Origin of the sequence: Corynebacterium sp. HMSC064E10 (genome assembly GCF_001812505.1) — a bacterium.
GTDB classification, from domain to species: Bacteria; Actinomycetota; Actinomycetes; order Mycobacteriales; family Mycobacteriaceae; genus Corynebacterium; species Corynebacterium amycolatum.
Genome location: NZ_KV809171.1, coordinates 116,616 through 143,576 on the forward strand (window position 1 = coordinate 116,616; position 26,961 = coordinate 143,576).

Genomic DNA, 26,961 nt, shown 5'->3' on the forward strand with positions numbered 1-26,961 from the left:
AACACACCAGTTCATGCAACCCCGTTTTAGGGACTTAAGTATTCAAAACGGGGTTAACCGAGTGTGAGAAAACGGGAAATTTTTTCCGGTATGGTGAAAATTCGGGGGTGAGGATGTGGGCATTTTTTGGGGCTTGGCAATCGACTGCCAAGCCCCAAGATCGGTGCACTTATTACTCGTGCGTTACTCGAATGTCACCTGTGCATTAGCCATGCAGGCGGTTAGCAGCACAGACCAAAGCGGAGAGCACGGAAGCCTCCGGAGTCTGGCCAAAGCCCATGGTCCACACATGGTCATTGTTGTGACCTGCGTAGACAAAGGTAGCCGTAGCCTCGAAAATCTCGAACTGGTGGAACTCCACGATTTCAACGCGGTAACCTGCATCAGCCAGCAAGTTGGTGCAAGCCGACACTGGCCCCATAGCGGTGATTTCCTGGGTGAAAGTGCGAGTGTGGCCGTCCTTGTCGGTCAGCGACAAATCAGCGTTGAAGTTCCAGCGGCCCAGGGTGCCACGGGTTGCGTCGAAATTCTTGATTTGGACTGGGCCGTTAGTGGGGGAGTAAGTGTCCTTGAACTTCTGCCAGTTCATGCCACGGGCTTCCTGCCTCAAGCCACGAGGCAGGCGATGTCCGAAGCGAGCCCTAAACGGATCGTCGGAATAAGTTCGCACATTGCCATTGTCCTGGTGCTCCAACGAAGGGCGCTTGCCCGTGAAGGTCGTCGAGGTGGACATGTTCTTCTGGGTGCGAGTGGAAAACATTCTTTTCTGGTCCTTTGCTTAATTGCTTTGCTGTGAGTGGCGGACCAACCAAGTGCTTCGAGAAGTTGCGGCCAGAGACCCCGCGTGGAGGGGTCAGTCCTGTCGGCCTCCACCGGGGTTCGTAGCCTTCGCTACTCGAATAAGAATGTTCTGCTGCATGGGTCGAACCTTACTACAGAAAAAAGATGTGACACAAGTCATTCAGCCAATATTTTTGGCTTTGACTTAAATTCCGTTGACGGAAGCCAAGAAAACTGCCTCGCCAATAGCGATGTCGCGAATCTCGTTCGGGTCCACCGACTCGTCGGCCGAGTGAATGCGGGCCTGTGGCTCTTCCACGCCGTAGAGCGCGATGTCAGCACCTGGTACGGCCTCCAGCAAAGTGGCGCACAGAGGGATCGAGGCGCCCTCGCCCATGCTTGCGGTTTCCTTGCCGTAGGCGGCCGACAGGCTGTCGGCAACCAGTTGCACAACCTTGCCCTCAACATTGGCCCGGAATGGGTTTGCCAACTCGTCGCGCTCAACCGTCACCTTCACGCCCCACGGAGCATGTGCGCGCAGGTGATTTTCCAGTGCGTCCTGTGCTTCGGCCGGGTCGACGCCGCCTGGGATGCGGAAGTTGATGTGCGCCATAGCGGTCGATGAGATTGCATTGACAGCATTGGTCGCTGGTGGACAATCGATTCCGGTCACAATCACAGACGGACGAGCCCAGGTCAGGTCGGAGACGGAAGTGTCCTCGTTGCTAATCAGGTCTACGCCGTCAAGCACACCAGCATCGGCGCGGAAAGTCTCTGGCGTGTAGTCCAGGCCCTCCCAGCGTTGCGAGCAGTCCAGGCCATCAATAGAGGTAAAGCCATTTTCATCGCGCAGGCTGTCGAGCATACGAATCAGCGCCGCGAGTGCATCCGGAGCCGCGCCGCCGAACATGCCCGAGTGAACAGGCTGTTCCAGCGCATCGACGCGAACTTCCACATCGGCGGTGCCGCGCAGAGTGGTTACGAGTGTCGGTTGGCTAACCTCGGCATTGCCGACATCCGCAATGAGGATAACGTCGGCGTCGAAAAGCTCCGGCTGCGTGGCGATGAGGTTGTTCAGGCCCGCCGATCCGCGCTCCTCGGAACCTTCCACGATGAGCTTGATGTTTGGCATATCGACGCGGCCTGCAAGCGCGTCGTCACGCAGCGCGCGCAGCGCAGCTAGGTGCATGACCACGTTGCCCTTGCAGTCGGCAGTACCGCGGCCGTACCAGCGACCGTCGCGCTCGTCGAGCGTCCATGGATCTGCGGTCCAAGCGGATTCGTCGCCCGCCGGCTGGACGTCGTAATGGGAGTAGAGCAGTACGGTCTTCGCGCTTTCCGACGACCCGGGGACGAAACCCGACAGAGCAATCGAGCCGTCGACGGTGTGGTGCGCCTTCAGTTCGATGTCCAGCTCTGCGTACATCTCGGTAACCGCCTGAGCTGCGTCAATGCAAGCCTGTTTGGTTTCTTCGGTGCCGTGTACGGAGGGGAAAGCCACCAGCTCGGTCAGCTGGGTGCGGATGGTCTCGCGTTGGCTGGAGATGTGGTCTCGCAGGGCGTCCGTGAGTTCCTTATTAATAATGCTCATGTGCGACAGTGTAGGCGCACAACCACGATGGCGTTGGGAGTGACGTCGGGAGTGGTATTGGCGTTGGGAGTTGCGGCGCTTAACCTTGCACTCGATGGGGTTGAGTGCTAAAAAAGTGAATTAGCACTTGCTCTAATTGAGTGCTAATAAAAACAACTTCACACCTTGTGTATGTGTGCGTTGTATGCGAGTTGCAGCAAACTGCAGCACATACTGCAGCGCAGGCTGAAACAAGTGTTGAAAAGTCGTTAAAAAGTACAGTGTTGACTCCGGTGATGGAGAGGGCGGCGCTTCCCTCGAATCACATGCCGTCGCGGGCGCCTGGGTCAACTTCCAATGTAAGTGCCACATAAATAGACGGAGGATTCTTCAAACCTCATGGCTAAGATGATTGCATTTGACGAGGAGGCCCGCCGCGGTCTCGAAACGGGTCTGAACACCCTGGCAGACGCTGTCAAGGTTACGCTGGGCCCGAAGGGTCGCAACGTAGTCCTCGAGCGCAAGTGGGGCGCACCGCTGATCACCAACGACGGTGTCTCCATTGCACGTGAAATCGAACTTGAGGATCCTTACGAGAAGATCGGCGCTGAGCTGGTCAAGGAAGTTGCCAAGAAGACCGACGATGTCGCTGGTGACGGTACTACTACCGCTACCGTTCTGGCTCAGGCTTTGGTTTCTGAGGGGCTGCGCAACGTTGCTGCTGGCTCCAACCCGATGGGCATCAAGCGCGGCATCGAGAAGGCTGTCACGGCTGTTACCGAGAAGCTCCTGGAGTCCGCTAAGGACATTGAGACCAAGGAGCAGATTGCTGCTACCGCTGGTATCTCCGCTGCTGACCCGGCTATCGGTGAGCTGATTGCCACCGCTATGGACAAGGTCGGCAAGGAAGGCGTCATTACCGTGGAAGAGGCCAACACCTTTGGTCTCGACCTGGAGCTGACCGAGGGTATGCGCTTCGACAAGGGCTACATCTCCGGTTACTTCGCCACCGACATGGAGCGCCAGGAGGCCGTTCTGGAGGATCCGTACATCCTCCTGGTTTCCGGCAAGATCTCCAACATCAAGGACCTGCTGCCGCTGCTGGAGAAGGTCATGCAGTCCGGCAAGCCGCTGCTGATCATTGCTGAGGACGTCGAGGGCGAGGCTCTGTCCACCCTGGTCGTCAACAAGATCCGCGGTACCTTCAAGTCTGTCGCTGTCAAGGCTCCGGGCTTCGGCGACCGTCGTAAGGCAATGCTGCAGGACATGGCTATCCTGACCGATGGCCAGGTCATCTCCGAGGAGGTCGGCCTGTCGCTCGAGACCGCTGACCTGCCGCTGCTGGGTCGCGCTCGCAAGGTGGTCGTCACCAAGGACGAGACCACTATCGTCGAGGGCGCTGGCGAGCAGTCCGCTATCGAGGGCCGCGTCAACCAGATCCGCGCTGAGATCGAGAACTCCGACTCCGACTACGACAAGGAGAAGCTGCAGGAGCGCCTGGCTAAGCTCGCCGGCGGTGTTGCAGTTATCAAGGCTGGCGCCGCAACTGAGGTCGAGCTCAAGGAGCGCAAGCACCGCATTGAGGATGCCGTCCGTAACGCAAAGGCTGCTGTGGAAGAGGGCATCGTCGCAGGTGGCGGTTCCGCACTGCTGCAGGTCTCGCACGTGCTTGACGACGAGCTGGGTCTGACCGGCGACGAGGCAACCGGTGTCCGCATCGTGCGTGCGGCTCTCGCAGCTCCGCTGCGCCAGATTGCTCTGAACGCTGGTTTCGAGGCCGGCGTCGTTACCGAGAAGGTTGCTTCCCTGCCGCAGGGTGAAGGCCTGAACGCTGCTACCGGCGAGTACATCGACCTGATGGAAGCTGGCATCAACGACCCGGTGAAGGTTACCCGCTCCGCACTGCAGAATGCCGCTTCCATTGCGGCTCTGTTCCTGACCACCGAGGCTGTTGTTGCTGACAAGCCGGAACCGGCTATGCCGGCAATGCCGGGTGGCGACGAGATGGGTGGCATGGGCTTCTAAACGAAGGCCATGGGCTTAAGGCATGGCTGTAGCTGGTAGCTGCAGCCGAGCCTGAACTTTTCAGCTGGCACCCAGGTTCTAACTGCTTGAGTTAGCCTAAAAAGCGCCGCTGAGGGTTGTCCCTCAGCGGCGCTTTTTCTGTGTAATTTGACGAAAGTTTTAAGTCCCCGAACCCACCCTCGTTGCATCAGACGCCTCAGCGCTTGGTAGTGAAAAATAACCGATGATCTGTACCCATGTACGCAATGCCGAGGACTGTCTGTTATTCATCCTGTTGCCTCAGTACAGAGGTGAGATCCTTGGTGCCTCTTTAAGGCCAGAGACGGGCCGTCGCGCTCGCCGACAATCTGGATGCAACTACCGACTTTTTAGATTCTACAAATCCCGCTAACGAGTCTTACTGGTTATTCCGCAATTTCCGCTCTGCCAGTTTCACTAACGGCCCTTGCTGCTTAGCTACTCGGCCGGCTTATTCTCGGCCTCTATAAGCTCCGTCGACCAGTTCGCCTGCTGAATACGGGTATCCAAGTCCCGGTATTCCTTCGCTGCCTTGTCGGCTTTCTGGCGCAGCGACCGGATATCCACGGTGGCGACATAGCGAATCTCCGAAGCTGAGTATCGATCCCGCCGCCCAGAGCCCTGATCGGCTGCGGAGGTGTAGAACCGCCGCCGTGTTAGCAGGTGGTCGCGCTTCGCAAGTGCGTCGCTAAGCGTTCCGTCCTCGAAGGCAGTAGCGGAATTCGTGGCATTAATCGAGCGCACCAGCCATTCGAAGCGCGCCATCAGACGCTCGGCTTCGGCAATAAGCGCTTGCGGATCTTCATCAGGCGTATCGCCTTCCTGCACCTGCGCCACCAGCGCGAGACGGCGATTAATCTCAGCCAGCCGGTCGGAAACTTCGGATCGTGCGGCAAGAGCCTCGGATAACAACATGGCATTTATTGTACGCGCAGTGCTTATCGACGGTCGCTGCGTGCAGTCCCACCCCCTCAATTTCGGTAAGACGGAACGTTAACTGCTGGGAAATTGCAGGTAAGGGCACCCGCATGGGGGACGTGTGGTAGAGAAATTCAGTAGGATAAGGGGTATGGCTGACAAGAATGAAGAGGAATTCCACATCGTCGATTTGGCGAAGACCGAAGGTTACGTCGTCGATGATTCTGATGAGGACGATCCGGTACTGGTCACTCCAGACGGTGAGCGGGTTGATACCTGGCGCGATGGCTACCCGTACGAGGAGCGCATGACGCGCAAGGAATACGAGTCTATTAAGAGGAAGCTGCAGATTGAGCTTCTGAAGTGGCAGAACTGGACCAAGGAAACTGGTCAGAAGCACATCATCCTCTTCGAAGGCCGTGACGCCGCTGGTAAGGGCGGTACCATTAAGCGCTTTAACGAGCACCTGAATCCGCGTGGTGCTCGTACTGTGGCTCTGGAAAAGCCGTCGCCGCGTGAGTCCACCTCGTGGTACTTCCAGCGCTACATTGAGCATTTTCCGTGCGCTGGCGAAATCGTCTTCTTCGACCGTTCTTGGTACAACCGTTCGGGCGTTGAGCGCGTGATGGGTTTCTGTACTGAGTCTCAGCATGCAGAGTTCCTGCGTGAGGTTCCGATGCTGGAGAACATGATTCTGGGCTCCGGTATTTCGCTGACCAAGCTGTGGTTCTCGGTGACCCAGAAGGAGCAGCGCACTCGCTTCGCTATTCGCCAGGTCGACCCGGTACGTCAGTGGAAGCTCTCTCCGATGGACCTCGCATCGCTGGACCGTTGGGGTGACTACACCCGCGCGAAGGAAGAGCAGTTCCGTTACACGGATACCGATGAGTCCCCGTGGATTACCATTAAGTCCAACGACAAGAAGCGTGCCCGCATCAACGCGATGCGTTATGTGCTGAGCAAGTTTGAGTACACGGAGAAGGACCACGAGCTGGTCGGTACTCCGGATCCGAAGATTGTTAAGCGTGGCCGCGACCAGATTGGTGACTAATTCGGTGGCTCGTAACTGACAAAATTCTTGTCTAGAGGTAACGCCCGCATGAGTGCTCAGGCACTCGGCGGGCGTTTTCTTATGGCTGGCGGCGGCGGGGCGATGCCCTTATGGCTCGCAGCGGCGGGGCGATGCGAGTTAGTGGCTGAGTTTATGACAAAAACGGCCAGAAATTTTGCTCGAAAGTGTCATAAACTGGGTCAGTTTCACATTTGCAGCCCGCCAGCTTTTTAGTCCGTCAGACTTTAGCCTGCCAGCTTGCAGCCTTTACCCCTCAATCAACTCCTGACCCCAGTAGGAATCTGGGGTGGTGCCAGGGGCGATCCAGTACACAGCGGAGCCGATATGGCGGTTCCACTCATTGAGCAAATCGCCGCGATCCAAACGGGCCTGGATTGCGCTGAACTGGTTGTCCGGGTTCTTCTGGAATGCAACCCAGACCAGGCCAACGTTCGGTCCTTCGAACGGGAAAGCTGGCTCACCGGGCTGGTCTTCGTATGCATAGGCGCGGCGACGCAGGGCGTCGTCAGGCTGGCCATCCTGCTCACGGGACAGTGCCAAGTGAGACTGGCGGTGGATGAGGTACTCGCCCTGGTCATCGACGGCGTCCATGTCCTCTTCATCGAACTCGTCGTTGCCGCCGGAAAGAGGAGCGCCGGTGTGGAAGTCACGACCGATAACGATGGAGCGTTCGTCGGTGCTGAGCTCCTCCCAATTGTTCAAGTCGAGCGCAATACGGCGAACAACCATCACGCAGGAGTTGTTAATCGCCTTGTCCTTGGAGTCGATCCACACCTGTTCGGACCATTCATCTGGAGTGGACGGGTTGACGGTGCCGTCGAGCTGACCCAGCGGGTTGCGTGGGGTAGCGCCGTGAGGCTGCGAACCCCAGGCGTAGGAAAAGCCTTTCTGGAACCACTTCACGCGAGCCCACGGAGCCGCCTTCTTTTCCAGTAGACGGGACGCGGCCGTAACGGTGACGAGGTCATCACCGCACAACTGCAGGGCGAAGTCAGACTGACCCCACTCAGGGCGGAGCATGTCATGCTGGAATGACGGGATATCGTGCAGACCAGCCGGCTTGCGCCCTGGTTTGCCGAGGACGTCGAAGATGCGCTCACCGAAACCGGCTGTGATAGTCAGGTTTGCAGTGGCTGCGACCATTTCCGGTTCCAGATATCCCTCGATGTCCTGGCCTTGGGTGAGGCGGCGGGCAACGTCGGTAAGCGAGGAGAACAGTTCCTTCAGATCTGCTGCGTCGATGCCGTCCTTCAAATCGAATGCGACAAGGCGAAGATGTGCCTGACCGGGCTGTTCAACGCCTGACTGGACCGGGCCATCGAACGGAATCTTGGCGCCCCTCAGGGAAGGTCCGGAAGCCTGTGTCACTCGAGGTCACTCCTTGAAAAGAGGTAGAATAAATAGCTTTTATGACTACGAGCTTAATCACTTTGGTCCCAGCAGGAGAGCATCAAAGCAAAGGCTCGGGGAGGGGGCTAAGTGAATGAGATATTTGTATATTGCGATATACTTCACATCCACAGCCGCCTCGAAGGTGTTCATTAAGGAAAGTGCTGCATATCGCACGTTTTCCGCGCAAGGTGTGTTTTGAGCCTAGCGCGCATAAGGCCTTCGAGTTATGCAGGGGAATCCCGGTGCAAGTCCGGAACTGTCCCGCAACGGTAAGCATCACTGCCAGAGCTTTGGTTTATCCGACGCGTTGATAACCAATCTTTTCAGTGATGACAAGTCCGAATGCCTGCCGGTTGTGCAATTTCATACCCGATGCTGATCACGACTGACGAGGAAATCACGAGATCATGGCAATTCACGCAACCCTCGCGGGCATTCCGCGGATAGGGCGTAATCGTGAGCTCAAAAGAGCTCTGGAAAACTACTGGCGCGACCCGGCGACCGGCGGCCTGCTGGCCGCGACGGCGCGCAACACTGTCAATAGCTACATTGGCGCAGCGCTGAAGGCAGGAATCGACTCGGTTCCGACAATTGGGCGCTCGTTCTACGACTCTATGCTGGATACATCGGCGCTGCTCGGAGTGCTTCCAGCCCGCTTCCAGAATGTCCCGAAAACGGACGGTTCCAACCTACCGGAATGGATCAACCACTACTTCGCCGCCGCTCGCGGTACGAAGACGCAACCGGCATCCGCAATGACCAAGTGGTTCGACACCAATTACCACTACATTGTTCCGGAGCTGTCAGCCGATACTGAATTTACCGCTGACCTCACTGACTGGTTGGATGATTCCTGCAGCTTAAACAATGGCGCCACCACCATGCTGCGCCCTCATTTGATTGGTCCTGTGACCTACTTGAGCCTGTCGCGTACCGACGATGATTCGAACCCACTTGGCCTTTTGGAAAAGTTGACCGATGCGTACGCTGACGTCATTGCTCAACTGGGAGAGAAAGGCTTTGAGTGGATTCAGCTCGATGAGCCAGTATTGGTCACTGACCTCGACGAAGTGACTCTTGTTAGGACTCGCCAGGTCTATGAGAAGTTGGCCGGCGTGGCGGAGTCTGCGAATACCAAGTTGTGGGTGCAGACCTACTTTGGTGGTGGTGATCAGGCGCTGGAAACCCTTTCTGGCACAGGCGTGCAGGCCATTGGTTGCGACCTGGTAGCAGGTAGCTCCGAGTTGCCGCATTGGACCGGCAAGGAACTGCTGGTTGCGGGCATTGTCGATGGTCGTAATGTGTGGCGCACCGACTTGGATGCAGCCCTGGCGACGCTGGAGAAGCTGGCAGTCCGAGGCCCCATCGCGGTGTCGACTAGCTGTTCGCTGCTGCATGTCCCGTACTCCCTGGCCTCGGAAAACCCGAGCGAAGAAGAAGTCGAGGTGCTGCAGTGGCTGGCCTTCGGGGATGAGAAAATCGCCGAGGTGACCCTCTTGGCGAGGGCGCTTGATGCCAGGTTGAATGACCGCCAACTCGATGCCGCGGATTTGAAGGCGTTGAGGGAGTCCCGGGCAGCACTGGCATCGAGGGCAGAATCGAAGCGGATTGTTAAGCCTGAAGTTCGTGAAGCTTTAGCAGCAATCGAGGAGAGCGACCGGACTCGTTCCCCGTTTGCAGCTCGCCAGGCGGCTCAGGCTGAGGCCCTTAACCTGCCTCCGCTGCCGACCACCACAATCGGTTCCTTCCCGCAGACCAATAGCATTCGTCGTGCACGTGCGCAGTTGCGCGCGGGAGAGTTGACCCCAGTTGACTACGAATCAGCAATGCTCGCTGAAATTCGATGCTCCATTGAGCAGCAGGAAGAACTGGGACTCGATGTGCTGGTTCACGGCGAACCTGAGCGCAATGACATGGTGCAGTACTTCTCGGAGCAGCTGGACGGCTACCTCGCGACCGCCAATGGCTGGGTCCAAAGCTATGGTTCCCGCTGCGTGCGGCCGCCGATCCTCTACGGTGATATCACCAGGCCAGAGCCAATGACGGTGCAGTGGTACAAGGCAGCGGCAAACATGACTGACCTTCCCGTCAAGGGAATGCTCACTGGGCCAGTGACCATGTTGGCATGGTCGTTTGTCCGTGATGACCAGCCAATCGGTGACACTGCGGATAATGTTGCGCTGGTTTTGCGCGATGAGATTGCAGATCTCGTGGCCGCTGGAGCGCAGATTGTGCAGGTCGATGAGCCAGCCATTCGCGAGTTGTTGCCCCTGAATGAAGCGGACCAGTCCGCCTACCTGAAGTGGGCTGTGGGGTCCTTCCGCCTGGCTACCTCTGGCGTGGCTGACGAGATTCAGATTCACACGCATATGTGCTACTCGGACTTCAATGAGCTCATTGACACCGTCGATGAACTCAACGCCGATGTCACGTCCATCGAAGCAGCTCGCAACGGCATGCAGGTGCTCGCAGCGCTGAAGGATGAGGGATACGTTCGTGGGATTGGTCCAGGCGTCTGGGACATCCACTCGCCTCGCGTGCCGACGGACGGAGAAGTCAGCCAGCTCGTGGAAGATGCGCTCGAAAGTGTTGACCCCAGCTTGCTGTGGATCAATCCGGACTGCGGTCTGAAGACCCGAGGTTGGGAAGAAGTTACGGCTTCACTGAAAGTATTGGTAGCCGCAGCGAAGCAGGCTCGTTTGCAGCTAGCAGAGTAAGCCGGAACCAAAAAGCCGAAAAATAAATAGCGGGTTAAGTAGCAAAAGTGTGTCCGCTCGGCGTGTCGCCGGGTGGGCACCTTTTGCTACTTAGCCCTACTTAGCCCCAATGCGAGTAACTGACTGCGTTTATGGCTGGCGGCAGCGGGCCAATGTGAGTTACTGACTGCGTTTATAGCAAAAATTGCCCGAAAAATGGCTTGAAAGTGCTATAAGCTTGCACAGTTTCACATTTGCAGCCCGTTGTGCCAACAAGGCCCCAACAAGGCCCCAACAAAGCTCCTACAAAGCCCTACACAAGCCGGGCTACTTCTTCTTTGCCACTACCGGCTCAATCGGGTTACCTCGCCAGGAGGTATGCGCAGGAACGTGGTCACCGCGCATGACGAGAGAACCGGGTTCGACGCGGCAGCCGTCGTCAAGCACAGATGCCGGCAGTGCGACTGAGTGCGGTCCTAGGACGGAGCCGTGTCCGATGTGGACGGTGTCGAGCGTCATCACGCGGTCGGTGAATAGGTGCGTCTGGACGACACAGCCGCGGCCGACAGAGGCGCCCCGCGCGATGGTGACCAGGTCGGTCTCGGGCAGCCAGTACGTCTCCAGCCACACCCCGTGGCCAACGTTCGCGCCGAGCAGTCGCATTGCGCGTGCGATGCCGCCGGTGGCCATCGCCGGGTTCAGGTACCACGGCGCGGCGACCATTTCGACGAACGTATCCTGCAGCTCATTGAGCCAGACGAACTTGCTCCACAGCGGGTGATCACCCGGCTTGTGCTTGCCGACGCACACCCACTTGGCCACGACCGTGATGAGCAGCCCCAGCACACCAACAATCAGTAGCACGGCAGGGGAGAGCAGCCACGCAACCACCAGGCCGAGCAGGGCAGCGCCAACGCCACCTGCAGTGACCAGCTCCGCGGTGAACATAACAATTCCCTGCAGGCTAAACAGCGTGATCGTCGCCAGCATGAGAGAGACCATCGGTGCCAGGACGCGCAGTGTCTCGACGATGCCGCGGGCGACCTTCAATCCCGTAGTCGGACGGTAGGTCTGCGCCGACTCATCGCTGGAGACAGTGCCCACACGGCGCATGCGCTCTGGCGGCGAACCCCACCAGTTGGAGCCGGACTTGGTCTTCTTCGGAGTAGAGGACAGCACGGCCACCAGTGAGTTCTTCGCCAGCTTGCGTTCCGGAAGCGTGATGCCGGAGTTGCCCAGGAAGGCGCGCTTGCCGATGCGGGAGTCGCCCACCAGCAGCCAACCGCCGCCGAGCTCGTAGCTGCCGACCATGGTGTCGTCAGCCAAGAAGGACTCGTCCTTGACGTGCAAGAACTTCGGAATACCAATCGCGGTGGAGACCTCGCTGTCGCGACCAATCTGGGCACCCAGCGCACGCAGCCACAGTGGAGTCAGCATGGAGGCGTAGATGAAGAACAAGTCATGACGAGCAGCGTCCATCAGGCGAATTGTCGCCCAGGACTGCCAACCCACGCGCGAACGCACCGGGAACACTCCCGACTTCAGGCCGATGCTGAACAGGCGCACGAGAATCAGCGTCAGCAGGGCATACACCGCAACACCGACGAAGGTGGCGGGAATAGCCCACAGCACGGCGCTGCCCAGCGTTGGCCAGAGATTCGAGGTGGTTAGCTCGGTGGTGCCGTCGATAAGTCCCGTGCCCCAACCGATGACAGCAGCCATCGCGACCGCAGCGGACAGCGGCACCAGCGTCAGTAACACCGCGGTAAGACCGTAGATAGCCACCCAGTGGCGACGCGCCGGCGGGACTTCCTCCGGGAAGCGGTGCTTGGACCGGCCGACCTTGCGAGCCGGGGAACCCGACCAGCGCGCACCAGCCTTGACCTTCTTTTCACCGGTGACGGTGGAACCCGCCTCGATGTGAGCGTCATTGCCGATACGCGCGCCGGGCAGCAGCGTTGAACGGGCACCGATGCGGGCGTGCTTGCCAATAGTGACCTCGCCGACGTGGACGACATCACCATCGACCCAGTATCCGGACAGGTCTACCTCCGGCTCGATCGAGCAGTAATCATCCAGTTTGACCAGACCCGTCACCGGCGGCAGCGCGTGCAGATTCACGCCCTTACCAATGCGGGCACCCAGCATGCGGGCATACCACAGCACGAACGGAGCGCCCGCCACTGAGTGGGCGCCGGAGCTCTCTGCCAGGCGTTCAGCCGCCCATAGGCACAGATGCACCGAGCCGCCACGCGGGTAATCACCCGGGGCGATGTTGCGCGTGAGCAGGCGTGTCGTCGCCGCGTTGATGGGCATAACCCCCAGCGGGGTCAGGAACAACACGGCCAGTACAGCCACCAACCAGCCTGGTAGTGCCAGCGGCCCGCCGATAACCCAGTTGATAATCGCAAGCCACGTTACCCAGCGCATACCACGTGCCCACTGCAGCGGCACCATGAGGCCGACCTGCGCCCAACGGGTCTTGCGGGAGACAGGCGTCGGCTCGGGCACCTTTTCCAGGTGGGCGGTGGGGTCGCTGGCGTCGTCGGCAAGCATGTCGTCGCTGATGAAACCGCGAGCGACCAGTTCCTCGGCGAGGTTTCCCAGGCGTGGGTGGTCGTAGAGATCGCGCACGGCGACCTGTGGGGCGCGCTGACGAATACGCGCGATGACGCTCGCCGCCGCCAGCGACGTGCCGCCCAGGGCGAAGAAGTCCGAGGCCGCGCCGGGCGCAGGTACGGACAGCACGTCCGCCCAGATATCGGACAGCCATTTCTCCACAGGGTTCAGCTTGTCGACGTCGCCCTCCCCCGCACGCGCAGGCAGTGGCCACGGCAACGCCGCCTTGTCGACCTTGCCGGAGGTGCGTACCGGCAGCTCATCCATGATGTGCAGGCGTGGCACCATCGCGGCTGGCATGGCATCGCGGAGAGTGTCCATGCACTTGTCGTAGTCCATGGCTGCGGCGTCGCCACCGGCGCCGACGTAGCCGACCAGGATGGAGTCGCCAGCACCGGTCTTCTGCACCACGACAGTCGCCTGAGTAGCGCCGGGGAGGGCAGCCAGGTGCGCCTCGACCTCGCCGAGCTCAATACGGCGCCCGCCGATTTTCACCTGATCGTCGACGCGGCCGGTGAAGTACAGTCCGTCCTCATCCATGATGACGTGGTCGCCGGTGCGGTACGCGCGCTCCCAGCCCAGGGCTGGCAGCGGCGCGTACTTCTCGGCGTCCTTCTCCGGATCCAGGTATCGTGCGAGTCCCACACCGCCAATGACCAGCTCGCCCTTGGTGCCCGGTAGGACGGGGTTGCCCTCCTCGTCGATAACGGTGAGGTCCCAGCCGTCCAGAGGAAAACCAATGGTCACGGGCTTGCCAGGCTTCAGCTCGATGCCGGAGGCCACGACGGTGGCCTCAGTGGGGCCGTAGGTGTTCCACATTTCGCGTTCTGGGGTGGACAGTCGCTCGACCAGCTCTTGCGGGCAGGCCTCGCCGCCGACGATGAGCAGGCGCACGCTGTCGAGTGCCTCGGCGGGCCACAGGCCGGCCAGTGTCGGCACCGTGGAAACAGCGGTGATGTGGCGGGAAATCAGCCATGGGCCCAGGTCCACACCGGAGCGCACCAGCGAACGCGGGGCCGGCACCAGGCAGGCACCATTTCGCCAGGCCAGCCACATTTCCTCACAGGAGGCGTCGAAGGCGACGGACAGGCCGGCGAGAACGCGGTCGTCCGGGCCGAGCGGCCCTTCCGGGTGGTTGGCCAAGAACCATCGGGCCTCCGCATCGACAAAAGCGGCGGCGCTGCGGTGGGTGACCGCCACGCCCTTGGGCTTACCGGTGGAGCCAGAGGTGAAAATAATCCAGCAGTCATCGTCAGGAGTGGGCTCCTGCGAGATAATCTCGCGTGCGCTTGGCGGCGTCGGTTCCGTCTCTTCCTCGTCGGAGTCGGCGTCGGAGTCCAGCGGGCGGGGGCGATTACGTGCCGTGGAGCCAGCCAAATGTAGGCCTTCAGCATCGAAGTAACCGGCGATACCGGCCTCGCCGAAGACCATTTCGGCACGCTCGTCGGGGTCGTCCGCATCCACCGGAACGTAGGCGGCACCGGCAGCCATAATGGACAAAATTGCCAGGTAGAGCTCGCGGCTTCCCGACGGCATCCGCACACCAATGCGGTCGCCGCGACGGATGCCCTGTTCGTAGAGCCACGTAGCTGTGGAATCAATCTCGTTGATCAATTCCGCATACGTGACGACAACCTCGCCGTCATCGATGGCCTCAGCCTCAGGGAACCTTCGCGCGGTCGCCCGGACAATGTCAATGAGTGTGCGCTCAAGCGGCTGTTCCGTAGTGCGTAGGAACTTCGCTTCAGTGGTTGTCACTTGAGAGCCCCCTTCTTATTCTTCTTGCGCTTTTTCTTCTTCTTCGACTTCTTCCGTTTAGGACGCTGGGCATCGCTTGACGACGTCGCCTGCGTCTTATTCTCCGCCATGCCCTTGGTGTCTGTCTCAGTGGCCGTGGCCTCTGGGGTAGCGGTCTCAGGATTCTTCGCGCCGGCATTGTCAGAAAGCGGAGTACCGGTGTCATTTTCGTGGCTTGCAGCGGAGTCGTCGGCAAGCGATGCAAGCAGTGCGCGTACCTCGGGTGCACATTCGGAGACGGCGGCGCGCTCGGCTCTGCGGAGTGAGCGTCGCAGAGATGCGCGGGTGGTGTTGCCCGTTTCTGTCAGCGCGATGAGCTGGCGGCGACGATCTTTGGAGTCCCGGGTGCGCTCGACTAGATTTGCCGACTCCAGAGAGTCGATTAGGCGAACCATGTCAGAGCGATCCATGCCGAGCAGTGCGCTCAGCTCGGTTTGAGCCATGTCGCCGCCATCGGCGATGGCCTCCAGAACCCAATACCCGCGGATGGAAATCGACTCAATCTGAGTGCGGCCAAGAGCCGCGTTGACACTGGTACGGACAGCCGCGTCGAGCTTTGCCAGACACCAGGACGCGGATTTGCGCAGGGCCGCCGGTGCGACGGCGGGTTCGCTTGCGGAGCCGGGCTTGCACTTGGACTTAGTTCTGGCCTTAGCACTGGCCTTGTTTTTGGCTTTCGCCCCCTTGCGAGCCTTCTTCGCCTTGGTGCCGCTCTGTGCGTCGACAGCAGGCACCTTCGCGCCTACGTCGGCTGCCACACCACCGCTGGCGTCGGCGGAGTCTGCCGAGGAAAGTACGGATGAATCAGACATACTTCCCATACTAGACAATCTGGGGAACCATCAATAATGGGACATGGCCAACTAATAATGCCCCTGTTTGCCTGCGGATTGTTAGAAGGTCGGTGCTTTGGGGTGGGTAAATAAATGAAAAACTGCCCTGCAGGTAGGCAGGGCAGTTGTAGTTGATTTAGTTGGCCTTCTCCATCGGGCGGCCGAAGTGCTCCCAGTCGATCATGCCACCGGTGATGACGATGGTGTCGATACCGTTCTTCTCCAACCAGGAAGAAACCTGAGCGGCACGTCCACCGGAGCGGCACATCAGGTAAATGTCGGAATCCAGATCCAGCTCGCCGTAGCGGGACGGAATCTCTTCCATGGGGATGTGAATGGCGCCGGTGGCATGGCCGTCATTCCACTCCATCTGTGAGCGGACATCAATGATCTGTGCGTCTTCGGGTACTTCAGATACGTTTACGGTTTCCATAGTGCGCACTATACGCAATCTGGCCTTATCGCCGGAAGCGCAAAGGCCGCCGGAGGAAAACTCCGACGGCCGTAGCGCTGAATCACAGGAACTGCGTCAAAGGGGTGAACCCCAGGAAGGGGGGTTGGTCAGCGCAATTCTTAACTGTGGCTCTTACTTGTGGCGTTCGATAGCCTCAGCCAGGATGCGCTCAGCCTCGGCCTTGTCGCCCCAGCCCGAACCGGAAACTTCCTTGCCCGGCTCCAGGTCCTTGTAGTGGACGAAGAAGTGCTCAATCTCGTCCTTGGTGAACTGGGAGACATCGTCGATGTCCTGGTAGTGGTCAAAGCGGACGTCATCCAGGACGCACAGCAGCTTGTCGTCGCCGCCGGCCTCGTCGGTCATCTTGAAAACGCCGAGCGGACGAGCCTTGACAATAACGCCCGGGAAAACCGGCTCCGGCAGGATTACGAGAGCGTCCAACGGGTCGCCATCCTCGCCGAGGGTTTCATCGATGAAGCCGTAGTCGGCCGGGTAGGCCATTGGGGTGAACAGGTAACGGTCGAGGTAGACCTTGCCGGTCTCATGGTCGACTTCGTACTTGTTGCGCTGACCCTTCGGGATCTCAATAGTGACCTCAACGCTCACGGCGATGACTCCTTATAATCGGTGTACACTTCTCTGACGGCTATCTTATGCGAAACCCGCTCAAAACCGTTTATTTGTGCACCTTAAGTGAGGTTTTGTTTCCAGGAAGAAGGTGTTTGTGACCGTGGGGAGTACCGACTCTGACAGCTCCAAAACCGCCGCTAAGGGCACGCCAAAATCGCCCAGTTCCGTAAAATCCGGCAAATCCAAGAAGTCGCGCGGACTGAAAATCGGCGGTGCCATCGCCGGTGTTCTCGTTATTGCAGCGGGCAGCGGCGTAGCGGTTGTCGTCAATAACAATCGTCAGACTGTGGTCGATGCGCCGCCCGCCGTCAGTCATGTTTCCGCTCCTGTGACGGCTGCGCAGTCTTCGCTTGACGACGGCACTCTGGCCCAAAAAGTCAGCGCCATCATGGACGCTGCTGCGGCTGATCCAGCTTTCGGTGAGCTGCATGGAATTGTCAGCGATGCTTCGACCGGCCAGAAACTGTGGGGGATCAATGACACCGCGGTGGCCTTGCCGGCGTCCAGCATGAAGATTCTCACCGCGTCTGCCGCACTGTTGGACTTAGGTGAAGATCATCGGGTTTCCACTCGCGTCTACCGGGTTACGGGGACTAATGACATCGTTTTGCACGGCGGGGGCGACCCCACCTTAAGCAAGGACGGGGAAGGGTTCTTCCAGGACTCGGCTTCAATCGCTGAGTTGGCGAAAAAGATTTCCGTGGTCATTCCGGAGGGGGTCGGCAAGGTCTATCTCGACAACTCTCTATTCACCGAGAGTTTCCACGAGACCTGGGAGCGTGCGGGGCTGGAGGACGGCTACATCGCACCGGTGGAGTCGGTGATGATGGACGCCGGTCGTATCGATCCGACGAATGAAGAATCGCAGCGCAGCGCCACGCCGGCTGTGGATGCCGCTGATGCACTGGCCGAGGCGCTTGGTGCGGAAAACGGAGGCAGTCTGAGGGATGCGGCCAAGGATGGTCAGTCACTGCCTCTGGATCCAAACCTCATCGCGCTCGTGCAGTCAGCCCCGCTGGTTACCCGTGTGCACGAGATGATGAACTACAGCGACAACGTGCTCGCCGAGTCCATTGCCCGTGAGGTGGCTATCTCTCGCGGTCTGCCGCCGACCTTTGATGGGGCCGCACGTGCCGTGCGTGACACTCTCGCGGAGCACGGTTTTCCTCTCGATGGTGCGGTGCTGTCGGACTCCAGCGGCCTGAGCACGGATAACCGTATTTCTCCGCAGCATCTCTCCGAGGTGCTCAATTCCGCCGCGGGTCCGGTGGAATCGGCCGAGCAGGGGGGACTGGGGGAGTCACAGGAGTCGTCGGAAAGCACGTCGTTGCGCCCACTGTTGGATAGCCTGCCGGTGGCGGCGGTGTCCGGCACTCTGGCGACGCGCTTTGCCGGCCAGTCCGGGGCGGGCATCGTCCGTGCGAAGACAGGCACGCTGAATAAAGCCTCGGCGTTGGCGGGGTATGTGGTGACGAAGTCGGGACAGGTGCTGACGTTCGCACTGATTTCCAACGAGGCGAGCCTGTTGCCGGCAAGAGCTGCGTCCGATAAGGCAGCGAGCGCCCTGGCAGATATCTAAACTGAGATTCATTTACCACTGAAAATAATTTGAGGAGATGAATCCGCAATGGCCTCTCACACTTCCGCGATTAGGAACTTGCCCACCGTCCACGAGATTGCCGCGCAGGTTCGCGAGGGAAAGCTAAGCCCGGTCGACAGCGTGCAGCGCAGTCTCGACGCTATCGCCAGACTGGATGGAGGGATTCATGCCTTCCGTGAAGTGTGGGCGGATAGGGCTCTGCAGGTTGCGCGGGAACTCGAGCACAGCGAGAACCTCTCGGAGTTGCCGCTCGCAGGTGTGCCATTCGCGCTGAAGGAAAACACTGCTCTAGAGAACCCGTTTGTCCAGCAGTTGACTAGCGCCGGTGCAATCGCGGTGGGAACTACGGTGAATCCGCAGTTCTGTACGTGGGGGACGACGACGCTGCCGGGGCTGGCCGTCGATAATCCGATTCTGCCGGGGCACACCCCGGGTGGGTCCTCCGGCGGATCCGCAGCGGCTGTCGCCGCTGGGATGGTTCCTTTTGCGCAGGGCAACGACGGCATGGGGTCGCTGCGTATCCCTGCAGCGTGCTGCGGGCTTTCGACCCTGAAGGCGACCCCGGGAACAATGCCGGGGCGCGTGGGCGGCAATGACTGGTACGGAATGTCTGTCCAAGGGGTGCTCACAGTCAACAACGAGGACTTGCGCCTGATTACCAAGATCCTCACAAATGGCATGGTGGATGCGGAGGATCCGGCGAAGACCCTGCCTGAAAACTTCGCCGTCAGCGTGGACACCACTGCGCCCGTATTCGGGTTAAAGGCTGCACCGGAGTACGTCGATGCGGCGCAACAGGCGGCGAGAGTATTCGCGGACAAGGGCTTTGCCGTCACGGAAAAGAACATGCCGTACCCGCTGAACCCGCTGCCGATGCTCGCGCGCTGGACTGCGGGGGTGGCAGATCAGCTTCGTGACGAGCCGTGCCCGGATCACCTGGAGTGGCGCAACCGAGTCCACGCTGGCATTGGGCGCTTGCTGCGTTTCACAATCAATGGCCGCCAAGTGGCACGCGATGGCGCCCGCATCGAGCGTGAGCTGCCGGGTGACACCATCTTGATTACTCCGGCTCTGGCCAAGAATCCACCGCGGATCCGCGCATGGCATCGCATGCCCTGGATTGTGAACCTGTTGTCCAATCTGCGCTTCACCCCTTACGTTTCGACGTGGAATTACCTGGGATTCCCGGCCGGCATCGTTGTGGAGCCGACTTCTGGATTGCCGGTGCAGCTAATCGCGCGCCCGACTCAGGAGCGAATTCTGCTTACAGCGATGGAAACCATCGCAAGTGGTGGGCGCGTTGGCTAGACCTTTTTGGCCGGACCGCAGCCCTCATTTCCTCATCATTCGGCAAGCTGTTCGCGCGATAGTGCCGCAGGTGGGGCAGGAGTTGGGCAGCGGTATCGTCATTGGGCTTTCCGGCGGTGCGGATTCGCTCGCCCTGACCGCCGGGGCCTGTGCGGAAGCTTTCGGGTCCAAGGGGGCACTGGCCGGCCGCAACGTTCACGCCGTCGTCGTTGATCATCAGCTTCAGCAGGGCTCTGCAGAAGTCGCCGAGCGTGCCGCCACCATGGCTCGGGGGATGGGGGCTACGGCCGAGGTTATCGCGGTCGATATCAATAACGATTCCGACCGCGGTCCCGAATACGAGGCGCGTTTGGCTCGACACCGAGTCCTACGGCAGATTGCCCAATCTCGAGGTGCGGCACTGATGCTCGCCCACACGTTGGACGACCAGGCGGAAACAGTTTTGCTGCGGCTGGCCAGAGGGGGCGGCCCGCAGGCGCTGTCCGCTATCAGAGACAATCTCACGTGGTCGGACGGGACTCGGATTCTGCGTCCGCTGCTCGGTGTGCGACGCACCGACACTCAGCGCTGCTGTGAAGAGCTGGGCCTAAAAGTCTGGCACGACCCACACAATCAGGACGACCATTACGCCCGTGTCCGGGTTCGAAAGACGATTTTGCCGCTGCTGGAGCAGGAGCTGGGTCCGGGAGTTGCGGAAAATCTCGCTAAGACTGCGGGGATTGCAGCAGTCGACAATGACTTTTTGGACGCTCACGCCGAGTCGGCTCTGGATGCGCTGCTGGGGGAGGAAGTGACGTCGGCAAGCGGGAGCCTGTCTGTGCGAGGGGTCGCTGAGCTTGACGACGCCATCGCGGTGCGCGTCCTCGCTCGTTGGTTGAGGCAAGCGGGTGCCGAGCCCAGCAGTAAACAGATCGACATGGTTATGGCGCTCGTGCACCGCTATCACGGCCAGGGGGAAGTGCCGGTGACCCGCGGGCGCGATGGTGCTGACAGAAATGCCAGGTTGGTCGTTGAGCGAAAAGATGGCACTCTACAATTGGTAATGAATCGTCCTGCGGTGTCTTAAGAAAAGGTGCCGCAATCCAACTTCCGGCGGCTGAGAACTATCGGTTGCCTTAACCCTGAACTTGCACTGGGGCAGTTACGCTCCATCGACACGCCGCCATAGAAGTGCGGAAAGGAAATGCGATGCATGATGTGAAGGATTTCAACGTCCCCGCAAACCCCTACGGCGATGAGGTAGAGGCAGTTCTCATTGGCGAAGAGGAGCTGCATGCTCGCATTGCCGAGATGGCGCATCGTGTGAATGAGAAGTACAAAGATGCCGACAGCGATCTGATTCTGGTCGCAGTGCTCAAGGGCGCGGTGTTCTTCCTGACTGACTTCGCCCGTCAGCTCAGCATTCCCAGCCAGATGGAGTTTATGGCGGTTTCCAGTTACGGAAACTCCAGCTCGTCGTCAGGCGTGGTGCGTATTTTGAAGGATCTGGATCGCGATATTGAGGGACGCGATGTCGTGATCGTTGAGGACATCATTGACTCTGGTCTGACCCTGTCCTGGTTGATGAAGAACCTGCGCAACCGTAATCCGCGCTCCCTGGAGGTCATTACGCTGCTGCGTAAGCCGGAGGCTGTGCGCACCAAACTGGACGTTGCGGATGTTGGCTTCGATATTCCGAACGAGTTCGTCATCGGTTACGGCCTGGATTACGCCGAGCGCTACCGCGACCTGCCGTACGTCGGCACGCTGCACCCGCGCGTTTATCAGAACTAGGTCAATCTTCGGCACTTACTGCACAGTGCCGATGCTTTACGACGGGCATTGCGCGCGCACCCTCACGCTGTTCTAGCTGTGTTCTAGCTATGAAGAGTAGGAGTTGGAAACTTTTTTCGGTTGCGATGCGTTATGCCTACTGTGGGGTCAGGTGCCATGAGCCCTGGCCCCATGTTGTGTCATTGATGTGTCTTCGAGAAGAACTCGTTGATGCGTACAATTAATAAAAGCAACTAATAGATGTAGAGAGCGAAAAGCGAACCCACTGTATGGACAAGAAAAAGGTGTTCCGGTTTGCCACCGTTGCCGGCATCATCCTGATTATCCTCTTTGCTATTACTCAGCTGGCGGATGATTCCCGGGAATACCGCGAGGTGGATACGTCCGTTGCCCTGACCCAATTGGATAAGAGCAATGTCACGGAAGCTCAGATTGACGATCGCGAACAGCGAATTCGCCTCACCCTGAAGAAGGGCGTGGAGGTCGAGGGTACTGAGGACGTCACGAAGGTGATGACCAAGTATCCAGCGCGTGCGACCGACCAGGTCTTTGACAAGGTCGCTGCCGCCAAGGGCATGGAGAAGTTCAATACCAAGGTCACGCAGGATTCCTTCCTGATGTCCACCTTGGGTTTCCTGCTGCCGATGGTGATCTTCTTCTTCGTCATCATGTACTTCTTCAGCCGCATGCAAGGCGGCAAGAACGGCATGTTCGGCTTTGGTGGCAACCGCGCCAAGCTGCTGAACAAGGAGACCCCGACCAATACGTTCGAGGATGTTGCTGGTGCCGATGAGGCCGTCCAGGAACTCGACGAGATTAGGGATTTCCTGCAGCACCCAGCTCGCTATGAGGAGCTCGGCGCCAAGATTCCGCGTGGTGTCCTGCTCTACGGGCCTCCCGGTACCGGTAAGACCTTGCTCGCCCGCGCCGTCGCTGGTGAGGCAGGAGTGCCTTTCTACACCATCTCGGGTTCGGACTTCGTCGAAATGTTCGTCGGTGTCGGTGCCTCTCGTGTCCGTGACTTGTTTAATCAGGCCAAGGAAAACAGCCCGTGCATTATCTTCATCGACGAGATTGACGCCGTCGGTCGCCAGCGTGGTGCCGGTATGGGCGGCGGCCATGATGAGCGTGAGCAAACCCTGAACCAGCTGCTGGTGGAAATGGATGGTTTTGGTGATCGTCAAGGTGTGATCATCATGGCTGCGACCAACCGTCCGGATATTCTCGACCCGGCGCTGCTGCGCCCGGGCCGTTTTGACCGACAGATTCCGGTGGGTGCACCAGACCTGAAGGGCCGCGAGGCAATTCTGAAGGTCCACGCTCGGAACAAGCCGCTGGGGCCGGACGCGGATCTGACGTCGCTGGCCAAGCGCACCGCCGGTATGAGCGGTGCTGATCTGCAGAACGTGCTGAATGAAGCTGCGCTGCTGACCGCTCGCGTCAACGGCAATATCATTACTGCGGATGCGCTGGAAGAGGCAGTCGACCGAGTTATCGGTGGTCCGCGCCGTACCTCCAAGGTAATCTCCGAGCAGGAGAAGAAGGTCACCGCCTACCACGAGGGTGGTCACACCCTGGCTGCGTGGGCGCTGAAGGACATCGAGCGTGTTTACAAGGTCACCATCTTGGCTCGCGGTCGCACTGGTGGCCATGCGTTGACCGTCCCCGAGGACGACAAGGGCATGTATAACCTGCCAGAGCTTTTTGCTCGTCTGGTCTTCGCCATGGGTGGTCGCGCTGCCGAGGAGCTGGTCTTCGGGCTGCCGACTACCGGTGCTTCTGCCGATATTGAGCAGGCCACCAAGATTGCTCGCGCCATGGTGACCGAGTACGGAATGTCGCCGGAGCTCGGCCCGGTGAAGTACGGGGAGGAGCAGGGCGACCCGTTCGTCGGCCGCGGTGGCAGCGGCTCTCTGGACTACTCGCCAGATGTGGCGGCGAAAATTGATCAGCAGGTTCGTTTGCTGATCAATAAGGCTCATGACGAGGCCTACGCCATCTTGAAGGAAAACCGCGACACTCTCGATGTTCTGGCTGAGAAACTGCTGGAGAAGGAGACCCTACGTCGTCCGGATCTGGAAGTCATCTTCACCGATGTCGTTCCGCGTGAGCGTCTGAACTTCTTCGATAGGGACACCAAACACCCGGCCGATGGCCGCGAACCGGTGAAGACACCGGTGGAGTTGGCAATCGAGCGCGGTGAGGAACCGCCGAAGCGTGTCAACATCTTCGCGCCGGTGCGTCGCCGCGAACCGGAGAACCAGGACGCGGGCAACAACGGCAATGGTCAGGGGGCGGCAGGCTCCGCTGGTGCCGGTAATGCTAGTGCTCCGGGTCTGCCAGGCACTCAGCAGGACCGACCAAATGTTCCGGTTTACGGTGGCACCCCACCGCCGGCTGGTTGGACCGCACCAGGTTGGCCGCCGAAGGATACCGGCAGCACGCACGGTTCGGCTGCCGCACCGGCACCGGCACCGGCTCCTCGCCCGGAGGGGCAGAGCCAGCCGGGTTCGCAGGATGGCCAGGGCAACGCGCGTGGCCAGCACCCGGGCACTGCTAACTACCCGGCAGGCTCCCCGGACTTCGGCTCGAAGGCAACCGGTATTGGTAGCGACGGTGGCAACGGCCCCGCGAATATCCCTGCCCCTCCGAAGATGCCGTGGGACAGGCAGGGTGGACGTCACCACCAGGAAAACTCTGGTAGCGATGCCACCCCGACTACGGTGATGCCGTCGGCGGGACAGCAGCAGGAACTGCGCGGATTCCGCCTGCCGGATAACGAGCAGCCGGAACACACAGAACGTTCGGAAAACGCGAAGAACGCCGACAACTCCGATGACAAGGGTGCACAGATGCACGATTCGGATAAAGACAGCGTCGTCAAACGAAACGAAGACAACAGCGCCTGGCAGGACAAGCCGGACACCAACGAGGAGCGATAAGTACACATCATGGAGCGCGAATTCGATCAGGAGCGAGCCGAGGCTGCGGTTCGTGAACTGTTGATTGCCGTCGGTGAGGATCCCGACAGGGAAGGCCTGAAGGAGACACCGGCGCGAGTGGCGCGAGCCTACCGCGAGGTTTTCGCGGGCCTGTTTGAAGATCCGTCTGAGGTGCTGGCGAAGACCTTCAACGAGGATCACCAGGAACTCGTTTTGGTCAAGGACATCCCGATTTACTCCACCTGTGAGCATCACTTGGTGCCGTTCTTTGGCGTTGCCCACATTGGTTACATTCCGGGCAAGGACGGTCGTGTGACGGGCCTGTCCAAACTCGCTCGTCTGGTCGATGGCTATGCGAAGCGCCCGCAGGTGCAGGAGCGGCTGACCAGTCAGGTTGCGGATGCCTTGGTGGAGCGGCTGGATCCGGCCTCGGCGATTGTCGTTATTGAAGCGGAGCATCTCTGCATGGCCATGCGCGGTATCCGTAAGCCGGGTGCGCGCACGGTGACATCAGCCGTCCGCGGTGGCTTCAAGACGGATGCCCGTTCGCGCGCAGAGGCAATGGCGCTGATCCGCAAGAGCTAACGCAACAGTTAAATGGTCGATTGGAAAGGCTGGACAACAAGGTGACTGAATCCCCCTTGCAAGCGCAGGCAGGACAGCAGGCGGAGATGGGTGTCGAGAATCAGCTCTGCAAGGTGATGGGCATTGTCAACGTCACCGAGGACAGCTTTTCCGATGGCGGCCTGTACAAGACCTTCGACGCGGCGATTGCCCATGCGCACGAGCTCCTCGCTGAAGGCGCACATATTCTCGACATCGGTGGCGAGTCCACTCGCCCTGGCGCACACCGCGTTTCCGAGGATGAGGAAATTGCCCGGGTCGTGCCGGTGGTCCGCGAGCTCGCGGCAGACGGGCACCTGATCAGCGTCGATACAATGCGCGCAAGTGTCGCAGAGGCAGCAATCGCCGAGGGTGCGGTATTCATCAACGATGTCTCCGGCGGTCTCGCAGACCCCAACATGTACGCAGTCTGCGCCGATGCCGATGTGCCCATCTGTCTGATGCACTGGAAGACCGATCGCTTCGGCTCCGCTTCTGGGCGCGCCGAAACTCACCCGGACGGCATTGTCGCCGATGTCCGTGAGCACCTGCTTCAGCTTGTCGACGGTGCCATGGGCGCCGGAATCGTCGAGGAAAATATTGTCCTCGACCCAGGCCTGGGCTTTGCCAAAAATGCCGATGACAATTGGGCGCTCCTCCACGACCTGCCGGAGCTTATTGACCTCGGTTTCCCCGTGTTGGTCGGTGCTTCCCGCAAGCGTTTCGTCGCCGCCGTTGGCAGTGAGGTACGCGCACCAAAGCAGGCTGATGCCGCGACTACCGCAATTTCCGCGCTGTCCGCAGCGGCGGGCGCATGGGCGGTTCGAGTTCACAATGTGGCCGACAACCTCGACGCAGTGCGTGTGGCGCAGGCATGGAACCTTGGACGTTCACTGACCGGTTACACAGCGGCCGGCGACTATCCGGAAGGTGGGTCTAACCGCGCTGCGCAGCACGACGAGTCGGCTGCGGAATCACCAGCCGAGTCGACTCTGGAAGGAGACGCGTAAACACAGTGGCTGATCGTATTGAACTCAAAGGTCTGAAAGCCCACGGCTACCACGGTTGTCTCGACTTCGAGCGCCGGGATGGCCAGGACTTCATCTGTGATGTCACCCTGTGGCTGGATTTCTCCGGTGCTGCTGCGAGCGATGAGCTGGACGACACCGTCAACTACGCCGACATTGCAGCCACAGCGCACGGGATTTTGACCGGCACTCCTCGCAACCTCATTGAAACAGTCGCGACCGAGATCGCCGAAGCAGTGCTTGCCGACGACGACGCCCGCGCCGAACGCGGATTGTCCCCACTGTTGCATGCGGTGGAAGTGACCATTCACAAACCACATGCGCCCATTCCGCTCGACTTCGATGACGCTGCGGTGACAGCTCGCCGTTCGCGGAAGAAGCGGTTGGCATGATTCGCGCAGTTCTTTCTATCGGCGCGAACATGGATCGCGCGCGAGAAAACCTAACAGGTGTGCAGGACTTCTTCGCCGATGAATTGGTCGCAGCCTCAAAAATTTATGCCACCCCGCCTTGGGGTGGGGTAGAGCAGGGTGACTTCCTCAACGCCGTACTCATTGTTGACACGCGCCGGACACCAATGGAGCTACTGAAAGCTGGTTGGAAACTGGAAAATGACGCTGGTCGAGTGCGTGAAATTCACTGGGGGCCGCGGGCGCTCGACGTGGACATTGTGCAGGTCATCGACAAGGAATCCGGCGAGGAGATTATTTCTGACGATTCGACTCTGACCCTGCCGCACCCGTGGGCAACCGAGCGTGCCTTTGTGCTGGTGCCATGGCTCGATGCCGACCCGGATGCCGAATTGGAGGGAGTTCGGGTCGCGGAACTCGTCGATAAGCTGGCACTTGAAGACGTAAACGCGGTGCGCCTAGCAGACAGCGCGGATGGAGAAGGGGCCTAGAG

The 26,961-nt window shown here is 59.7% G+C and carries 20 protein-coding genes and 1 riboswitch; of the genes, 12 read left to right on the forward strand and 8 right to left on the reverse strand.

The window, feature by feature from the left end; genetic code table 11:
* Positions 1–205 precede the first annotated feature (205 nt).
* Both HMPREF2860_RS01030 and HMPREF2860_RS01035 read right to left on the reverse strand, forming a co-directional pair.
* The gene (locus HMPREF2860_RS01030; RefSeq protein ID WP_070560441.1) at positions 206–760 is read right to left on the reverse strand and encodes a 2-isopropylmalate synthase; all 555 of its coding nucleotides are present in this window, start codon (positions 758–760) and stop codon (positions 206–208) included.
* A gap of 225 nt (positions 761–985) precedes the next feature.
* Entirely contained in the window at positions 986–2,371 is a 1,386-nt protein-coding gene (locus HMPREF2860_RS01035) for a dipeptidase (protein ID WP_070560443.1), read from the reverse strand.
* A 378-nt stretch (positions 2,372–2,749) separates the two neighbouring features.
* Between HMPREF2860_RS01035 and groL the strand changes: the two genes are divergently transcribed.
* Positions 2,750–4,375 (forward strand): chaperonin GroEL, encoded by a 1,626-nt coding sequence (groL, locus tag HMPREF2860_RS01040; protein ID WP_038626677.1) that lies wholly within the window; start codon positions 2,750–2,752, stop codon positions 4,373–4,375.
* A 456-nt stretch (positions 4,376–4,831) separates the two neighbouring features.
* Here the strand turns inward: groL and HMPREF2860_RS01045 are convergent, their stop codons facing one another.
* The gene (locus tag HMPREF2860_RS01045; RefSeq protein ID WP_049181125.1) at positions 4,832–5,308 is read right to left on the reverse strand and encodes a DIP1984 family protein; all 477 of its coding nucleotides are present in this window, start codon (positions 5,306–5,308) and stop codon (positions 4,832–4,834) included.
* Between the two features lie 154 nt (positions 5,309–5,462).
* Between HMPREF2860_RS01045 and ppk2 the strand changes: the two genes are divergently transcribed.
* Entirely contained in the window at positions 5,463–6,362 is a 900-nt protein-coding gene (gene ppk2 / locus HMPREF2860_RS01050) for a polyphosphate kinase 2 (RefSeq protein WP_005510168.1), read from the forward strand.
* Between the two features lie 267 nt (positions 6,363–6,629).
* Here the strand turns inward: ppk2 and HMPREF2860_RS01055 are convergent, their stop codons facing one another.
* Complete coding sequence (locus tag HMPREF2860_RS01055; protein WP_070628471.1) at positions 6,630–7,751, reverse strand: Dyp-type peroxidase; 1,122 nt, start codon at positions 7,749–7,751, stop codon at positions 6,630–6,632.
* Positions 7,752–7,960: 209 nt separating this feature from the next.
* Positions 7,961–8,144, forward strand: a riboswitch (cobalamin riboswitch).
* 38 nt (positions 8,145–8,182) lie between these two features.
* Between HMPREF2860_RS01055 and metE the strand changes: the two genes are divergently transcribed.
* Positions 8,183–10,492, forward strand: a complete 2,310-nt coding sequence (gene metE, locus HMPREF2860_RS01060) for a 5-methyltetrahydropteroyltriglutamate--homocysteine S-methyltransferase (protein ID WP_070628472.1) — start codon at positions 8,183–8,185, stop codon at positions 10,490–10,492.
* Positions 10,493–10,798: 306 nt separating this feature from the next.
* Here metE and HMPREF2860_RS01065 read toward each other — a convergent pair whose 3' ends face one another.
* The 4 genes from HMPREF2860_RS01065 to HMPREF2860_RS01080 form a co-directional block, all read right to left on the reverse strand.
* The gene (locus HMPREF2860_RS01065; protein ID WP_070628473.1) at positions 10,799–14,848 is read right to left on the reverse strand and encodes a Pls/PosA family non-ribosomal peptide synthetase; all 4,050 of its coding nucleotides are present in this window, start codon (positions 14,846–14,848) and stop codon (positions 10,799–10,801) included.
* The gene (locus tag HMPREF2860_RS01070) at positions 14,845–15,699 is read right to left on the reverse strand and encodes a MarR family winged helix-turn-helix transcriptional regulator (RefSeq protein ID WP_038626667.1); all 855 of its coding nucleotides are present in this window, start codon (positions 15,697–15,699) and stop codon (positions 14,845–14,847) included. Before HMPREF2860_RS01070 ends, HMPREF2860_RS01065 begins: the two co-directional genes overlap by 4 nt.
* A 157-nt stretch (positions 15,700–15,856) precedes the next feature.
* Positions 15,857–16,153, reverse strand: coding sequence for a rhodanese-like domain-containing protein (locus tag HMPREF2860_RS01075; RefSeq protein ID WP_038626665.1), 297 nt, complete (start codon positions 16,151–16,153; stop codon positions 15,857–15,859).
* Between the two features lie 153 nt (positions 16,154–16,306).
* Positions 16,307–16,780 carry an inorganic diphosphatase gene (locus tag HMPREF2860_RS01080; RefSeq protein WP_005510088.1) on the reverse strand — a complete coding sequence of 158 codons (474 nt, stop codon included), beginning with the start codon at positions 16,778–16,780 and terminating at the stop codon, positions 16,307–16,309.
* Positions 16,781–16,904: 124 nt separating this feature from the next.
* Here HMPREF2860_RS01080 and dacB point away from each other — a divergent pair, with 124 nt between their 5' ends.
* From dacB to folK, 9 genes are all read left to right on the forward strand, one after another.
* Positions 16,905–18,383, forward strand: a complete 1,479-nt coding sequence (gene dacB / locus HMPREF2860_RS01085; protein WP_235191271.1) for a D-alanyl-D-alanine carboxypeptidase/D-alanyl-D-alanine endopeptidase — start codon at positions 16,905–16,907, stop codon at positions 18,381–18,383.
* Positions 18,384–18,431: 48 nt separating this feature from the next.
* A complete protein-coding gene (locus HMPREF2860_RS01090; RefSeq protein WP_070560452.1) occupies positions 18,432–19,712 on the forward strand; it encodes an amidase family protein in 1,281 nt (426 codons plus the stop codon).
* Positions 19,705–20,778, forward strand: a complete 1,074-nt coding sequence (tilS, locus tag HMPREF2860_RS01095; protein WP_224786628.1) for a tRNA lysidine(34) synthetase TilS — start codon at positions 19,705–19,707, stop codon at positions 20,776–20,778. Before HMPREF2860_RS01090 ends, tilS begins: the two co-directional genes overlap by 8 nt.
* A gap of 122 nt (positions 20,779–20,900) precedes the next feature.
* The gene (hpt, locus tag HMPREF2860_RS01100; RefSeq protein WP_038626661.1) at positions 20,901–21,485 is read left to right on the forward strand and encodes a hypoxanthine phosphoribosyltransferase; all 585 of its coding nucleotides are present in this window, start codon (positions 20,901–20,903) and stop codon (positions 21,483–21,485) included.
* A gap of 269 nt (positions 21,486–21,754) precedes the next feature.
* Positions 21,755–24,427, forward strand: a complete 2,673-nt coding sequence (ftsH, locus tag HMPREF2860_RS01105; protein ID WP_070560454.1) for an ATP-dependent zinc metalloprotease FtsH — start codon at positions 21,755–21,757, stop codon at positions 24,425–24,427.
* A 9-nt stretch (positions 24,428–24,436) separates the two neighbouring features.
* Positions 24,437–25,012, forward strand: a complete 576-nt coding sequence (folE, locus tag HMPREF2860_RS01110) for a GTP cyclohydrolase I FolE (protein ID WP_049181131.1) — start codon at positions 24,437–24,439, stop codon at positions 25,010–25,012.
* Positions 25,013–25,098: 86 nt separating this feature from the next.
* Complete coding sequence (gene folP / locus HMPREF2860_RS01115; protein ID WP_038629186.1) at positions 25,099–26,040, forward strand: dihydropteroate synthase; 942 nt, start codon at positions 25,099–25,101, stop codon at positions 26,038–26,040.
* Between the two features lie 5 nt (positions 26,041–26,045).
* Positions 26,046–26,450 carry a dihydroneopterin aldolase gene (gene folB, locus HMPREF2860_RS01120; RefSeq protein WP_005510214.1) on the forward strand — a complete coding sequence of 135 codons (405 nt, stop codon included), beginning with the start codon at positions 26,046–26,048 and terminating at the stop codon, positions 26,448–26,450.
* Positions 26,447–26,959, forward strand: coding sequence for a 2-amino-4-hydroxy-6-hydroxymethyldihydropteridine diphosphokinase (folK, locus tag HMPREF2860_RS01125; RefSeq protein ID WP_038626655.1), 513 nt, complete (start codon positions 26,447–26,449; stop codon positions 26,957–26,959). The genes folB and folK overlap by 4 nt, the downstream gene beginning before the upstream one ends.
* Positions 26,960–26,961 lie beyond the last annotated feature (2 nt).

What these genes read in the sequence shown, in the direction of transcription:
- HMPREF2860_RS01030 (WP_070560441.1), bottom strand. Translation starts at nt 760, where the DNA reads ATGTTTTCCACTCGCACCCAGAAGAACATGTCCACCTCGACGACCTTC.
- HMPREF2860_RS01035 (WP_070560443.1), bottom strand. Translation starts at nt 2,371, where the DNA reads ATGAGCATTATTAATAAGGAACTCACGGACGCCCTGCGAGACCACATC.
- groL (WP_038626677.1), top strand. Translation starts at nt 2,750, where the DNA reads ATGGCTAAGATGATTGCATTTGACGAGGAGGCCCGCCGCGGTCTCGAA.
- HMPREF2860_RS01045 (WP_049181125.1), bottom strand. Translation starts at nt 5,308, where the DNA reads ATGTTGTTATCCGAGGCTCTTGCCGCACGATCCGAAGTTTCCGACCGG.
- ppk2 (WP_005510168.1), top strand. Translation starts at nt 5,463, where the DNA reads ATGGCTGACAAGAATGAAGAGGAATTCCACATCGTCGATTTGGCGAAG.
- metE (WP_070628472.1), top strand. Translation starts at nt 8,183, where the DNA reads ATGGCAATTCACGCAACCCTCGCGGGCATTCCGCGGATAGGGCGTAAT.
- HMPREF2860_RS01070 (WP_038626667.1), bottom strand. Translation starts at nt 15,699, where the DNA reads ATGTCTGATTCATCCGTACTTTCCTCGGCAGACTCCGCCGACGCCAGC.
- HMPREF2860_RS01075 (WP_038626665.1), bottom strand. Translation starts at nt 16,153, where the DNA reads ATGGAAACCGTAAACGTATCTGAAGTACCCGAAGACGCACAGATCATT.
- HMPREF2860_RS01090 (WP_070560452.1), top strand. Translation starts at nt 18,432, where the DNA reads ATGGCCTCTCACACTTCCGCGATTAGGAACTTGCCCACCGTCCACGAG.
- hpt (WP_038626661.1), top strand. Translation starts at nt 20,901, where the DNA reads ATGCATGATGTGAAGGATTTCAACGTCCCCGCAAACCCCTACGGCGAT.
- ftsH (WP_070560454.1), top strand. Translation starts at nt 21,755, where the DNA reads ATGGACAAGAAAAAGGTGTTCCGGTTTGCCACCGTTGCCGGCATCATC.
- folE (WP_049181131.1), top strand. Translation starts at nt 24,437, where the DNA reads ATGGAGCGCGAATTCGATCAGGAGCGAGCCGAGGCTGCGGTTCGTGAA.
- folP (WP_038629186.1), top strand. Translation starts at nt 25,099, where the DNA reads ATGGGTGTCGAGAATCAGCTCTGCAAGGTGATGGGCATTGTCAACGTC.
- folK (WP_038626655.1), top strand. Translation starts at nt 26,447, where the DNA reads ATGATTCGCGCAGTTCTTTCTATCGGCGCGAACATGGATCGCGCGCGA.